At 35.6% G+C, this 3,564-nt stretch carries 5 protein-coding genes, 1 tRNA gene and 1 pseudogene; all 7 read left to right on the forward strand.

Translation table 11 applies throughout. The features are described from left to right. Positions 1–13: 13 nt before the first annotated feature. Positions 14–1,201, forward strand: a pseudogene (gene tuf, locus AB8B90_RS09000) (elongation factor Tu). A 64-nt stretch (positions 1,202–1,265) separates the two neighbouring features. After that, a tRNA-Trp gene (locus AB8B90_RS09005) sits at positions 1,266–1,338 on the forward strand. 15 nt (positions 1,339–1,353) lie between these two features. After that, entirely contained in the window at positions 1,354–1,545 is a 192-nt protein-coding gene (secE, locus tag AB8B90_RS09010; RefSeq protein WP_405335911.1) for a preprotein translocase subunit SecE, read from the forward strand. A gap of 29 nt (positions 1,546–1,574) precedes the next feature. After that, the gene (nusG, locus tag AB8B90_RS09015; protein WP_405335914.1) at positions 1,575–2,132 is read left to right on the forward strand and encodes a transcription termination/antitermination protein NusG; all 558 of its coding nucleotides are present in this window, start codon (positions 1,575–1,577) and stop codon (positions 2,130–2,132) included. Positions 2,133–2,205: 73 nt separating this feature from the next. Beyond that, complete coding sequence (rplK, locus tag AB8B90_RS09020) at positions 2,206–2,646, forward strand: 50S ribosomal protein L11 (RefSeq protein ID WP_040251409.1); 441 nt, start codon at positions 2,206–2,208, stop codon at positions 2,644–2,646. 11 nt (positions 2,647–2,657) lie between these two features. After that, a complete protein-coding gene (rplA, locus tag AB8B90_RS09025; protein ID WP_405335917.1) occupies positions 2,658–3,347 on the forward strand; it encodes a 50S ribosomal protein L1 in 690 nt (229 codons plus the stop codon). Positions 3,348–3,367: 20 nt separating this feature from the next. Further along, on the forward strand, positions 3,368–3,564 hold a 197-nt coding region (rplJ, locus tag AB8B90_RS09030), incomplete at its 3' end, for a 50S ribosomal protein L10 (protein WP_405335920.1).

Here is a 3,564-nt window from a genome sequence, read left to right on the forward strand (position 1 = left end):
AAATAAATTAAACATGGCAAAGGCAACTTTCGATCGTTCAAAACCACACCTTAACATAGGTACTATTGGACACGTAGATCACGGTAAAACAACTTTAACTGCTGCTATTACTAAAGTATTAGCTGATGCAGGTTTATCAGAGGCAAGAGATTTCGATCAAATTGATAATGCACCTGAGGAAAAAGAAAGAGGTATAACAATTAATACTTCTCACGTTGAGTATGCAACTGAGAATCGTCATTACGCTCACGTTGACTGTCCAGGTCACGCCGATTACGTAAAGAACATGGTTACTGGTGCGGCTCAAATGGATGGTGCTATTTTAGTAGTAGCTGCTACAGACGGACCAATGCCACAAACTCGTGAGCACATCCTTTTAGGACGTCAGGTAGGGATTCCTCGTATTGTTGTTTTCTTGAATAAAGTAGACATGGTAGATGATGAAGAATTACTAGAATTAGTTGAAATGGAAATCAGAGATTTATTATCATTCTATGAATATGATGGAGATAATGGTCCTGTGATTGCTGGTTCAGCTTTAGGAGCACTTAACGGTGAGCAGAAATGGGTTGATACTGTAATGGAATTAATGGCAGCTGTAGACAGCTGGATTGAAGAGCCAGTACGTGATATGGATAAGCCTTTCTTAATGCCAATTGAAGATGTATTCTCAATTACAGGTCGTGGAACTGTTGCTACAGGTCGTATCGAAACTGGTGTTGCAAATACAGGTGATCCAGTTGAGATTATTGGTATGGGTGCTGAGAAATTAACATCTACTATTACTGGAATTGAAATGTTCCGTCAAATCCTTGATAGAGGTGAGGCAGGAGATAATGCAGGTATTTTATTAAGAGGTATAGAGAAATCTCAAATTTCTAGAGGTATGGTTATTACATAACCTGGTTCAGTAACTCCACACTCTAAATTCAAAGCTGAGGTTTATATCCTTAAAAAAGAAGAAGGTGGACGTCATACTCCATTCCATAATAACTACCGTCCACAGTTTTACGTTCGTACAACTGACGTAACTGGAAACATTGCGCTTCCTGATGGAGTTGAAATGGTAATGCCTGGAGATAACCTTACAATTACTGTTGATTTAATTCAGCCAATTGCAATGAATGTAGGATTACGTTTTGCAATTCGTGAAGGAGGTAGAACAGTAGGTGCAGGTCAGGTTACTGAGATATTAGATTAATAATTATATCATAATAAATATGAATTAAGGTGTTCGTCTAAGGCGAATGCCTTGATTTATATTTACGGGTTTAGCTCAGTTGGTAGAGCACTGGTCTCCAAAACCAGGTGTCGGGAGTTCGAGTCTCTCAACCCGTGCAAATAGAAAATCAAATGGCAGGAATAGCAAATTATATTAAAGAATCTTTTGAAGAATTAAAAAACAATGTGACTTGGCCGGCTTGGTCTGAAGCGCAAAGCTTGACTATTTTAGTGGCTGTGTTTTCAATAATTTTTTCATTAGCTATTTGGGGAGTTGATACTGTTTTCAGTAAAGTTATCAAGGCTTATTTTGACTTGATTTAACTAAAAACTAACTAAAAAAGTAAAGAAGAATGTCTGAGACAATTTCAAATAAAAAATGGTACGTAGTTAGAGCTGTAAGCGGTCAAGAAAACAAAATTAAAGCTTATATAGAAAATGAAATTTCTAGGTTAGGTTTAGAGGATTATGTTGATCAGGTATTAGTTCCTACCGAAAAAGTAATACAAATTCGTAACGGAAAGAAAATTAATAAGGAACGTGTTTATTTTCCTGGTTACATAATGATTCAGGCAAACTTAAGTGGAGAGATTCCTCATATTATCAAATCTATAACCAATGTTATTGGTTTCTTAGGTGAAACTAAAGGTGGTGATCCTGTTCCATTAAGACAATCTGAAGTTAACAGAATGTTAGGTAAGGTTGATGAGTTATCAGTTGACACAGATGTTAATGTAGCTATACCTTTCACAATGGGTGAAACTGTAAAAGTTATTGATGGGCCTTTTAATGGATTTGATGGTACAATCGAAAAAATAAATGAAGAGAAGCGTAAACTCGAAGTGATGGTTAAGATTTTCGGAAGAAAAACACCGTTAGAATTAAGTTATATGCAAGTTGAAAAAGTATAATAATTGTTACAATAGAGATAGTATTGTCTTTTAGCTTCCAAAATAAAAGATATGCAAAACTAAATTAAGTAAAATGGCAAAAGAATTAGGTAAAGTAGTTAAATTACAAGTTCGGGGAGGTGCAGCGAATCCGTCGCCACCGGTTGGACCCGCTTTAGGTGCTGCTGGAGTTAATATCATGGAATTTTGTAAGCAATTCAACGCTAGAACTCAGGATAAGCCTGGTAAAGTTCTACCAGTTGTTATATCTGTTTACAAAGACAAGTCTTTTGATTTCGTGATTAAAACACCTCCTGCAGCGGTACAATTATTAGAAGCGGCCAAAGTAAAGAAAGGATCTGGAGAACCGAACAGAAAGAAAGTTGCAAAAGTAACTTGGGATCAAGTCAAAGCAATCGCAGAAGACAAAATGCAAGATTTAAATGCATTTGAAATCGGGTCAGCTATGAAAATGGTTGCAGGTACTGCAAGATCAATGGGTATCACAGTTAAAGGTGGTGAAGCACCTAACTAAAATTTTTTGAAATGGCAAGAATAACAAAAAAGAGAAAAGAAGCTATAGCTAAAGTTGAGAAGAATAAATTATATTCTATCGAAGAGGCTTCAGCATTATTAAAAGAGATTACCTATACAAAATTTGATGCATCTGTTGATTTAGCAGTTAGACTTGGAGTTGATCCTCGTAAAGCAAATCAAATGGTAAGAGGAGTGGTTTCACTACCTCATGGTACAGGTAAAGATATGAAAGTTCTAGCATTAGTAACTCCAGATAAAGAGGAAGAAGCTAAAGCTGCTGGAGCTGATTATGTAGGATTAGATGAATACCTTGAAAAAATTAAAGGTGGTTGGACAGATGTTGACGTTATCGTTACTATGCCAGCTATCATGGGTAAACTAGGTCCTTTAGGTAGAGTGTTAGGTCCAAGAGGTCTAATGCCAAATCCAAAAACAGGTACAGTTACTATGGACGTTGCTAAAGCAGTGTCTGAAGTTAAAGCTGGTAAAATAGATTTTAAAGTTGATAAAACAGGAATTGTACATGCTCCTATTGGTAAAGCATCTTTTAGTGCTGATAAATTACAGGACAACGCAATGGAATTGTTAACCACTTTAAACAAACTAAAACCAACTGCATCTAAAGGTGTTTACATGAAAAGTATTTTCATGTCTAGCACTATGAGTCCAAGTATTGCAATTGATGTTAAATTCGCATAAGTAGTTAAATCTTTATTATTATGACAAGAGAAGAAAAATCACAAGTAATTGAAGAGTTAACTGCTCAGTTAGCAGATAATACTAATATTTATCTAGCTGATATATCTGGATTAAATGCAGGTAACACTTCAGATTTACGTCGTGCTTGTTTTAAAGCTAACGTAAAATTAAATGTAGTAAAAAATACATTATTAACTAAAGCTATGGAAGCTTCTGA

This window comes from Psychroserpens sp., assembly GCF_045105015.1.
Lineage (GTDB): Bacteria > Bacteroidota > Bacteroidia > Flavobacteriales > Flavobacteriaceae > Psychroserpens.

What these genes read in the sequence shown, in the direction of transcription:
- rplK (WP_040251409.1), top strand. Translation starts at nt 2,206, where the DNA reads ATGGCAAAAGAATTAGGTAAAGTAGTTAAATTACAAGTTCGGGGAGGT.
- secE (WP_405335911.1), top strand. Translation starts at nt 1,354, where the DNA reads ATGGCAGGAATAGCAAATTATATTAAAGAATCTTTTGAAGAATTAAAA.
- nusG (WP_405335914.1), top strand. Translation starts at nt 1,575, where the DNA reads ATGTCTGAGACAATTTCAAATAAAAAATGGTACGTAGTTAGAGCTGTA.
- rplA (WP_405335917.1), top strand. Translation starts at nt 2,658, where the DNA reads ATGGCAAGAATAACAAAAAAGAGAAAAGAAGCTATAGCTAAAGTTGAG.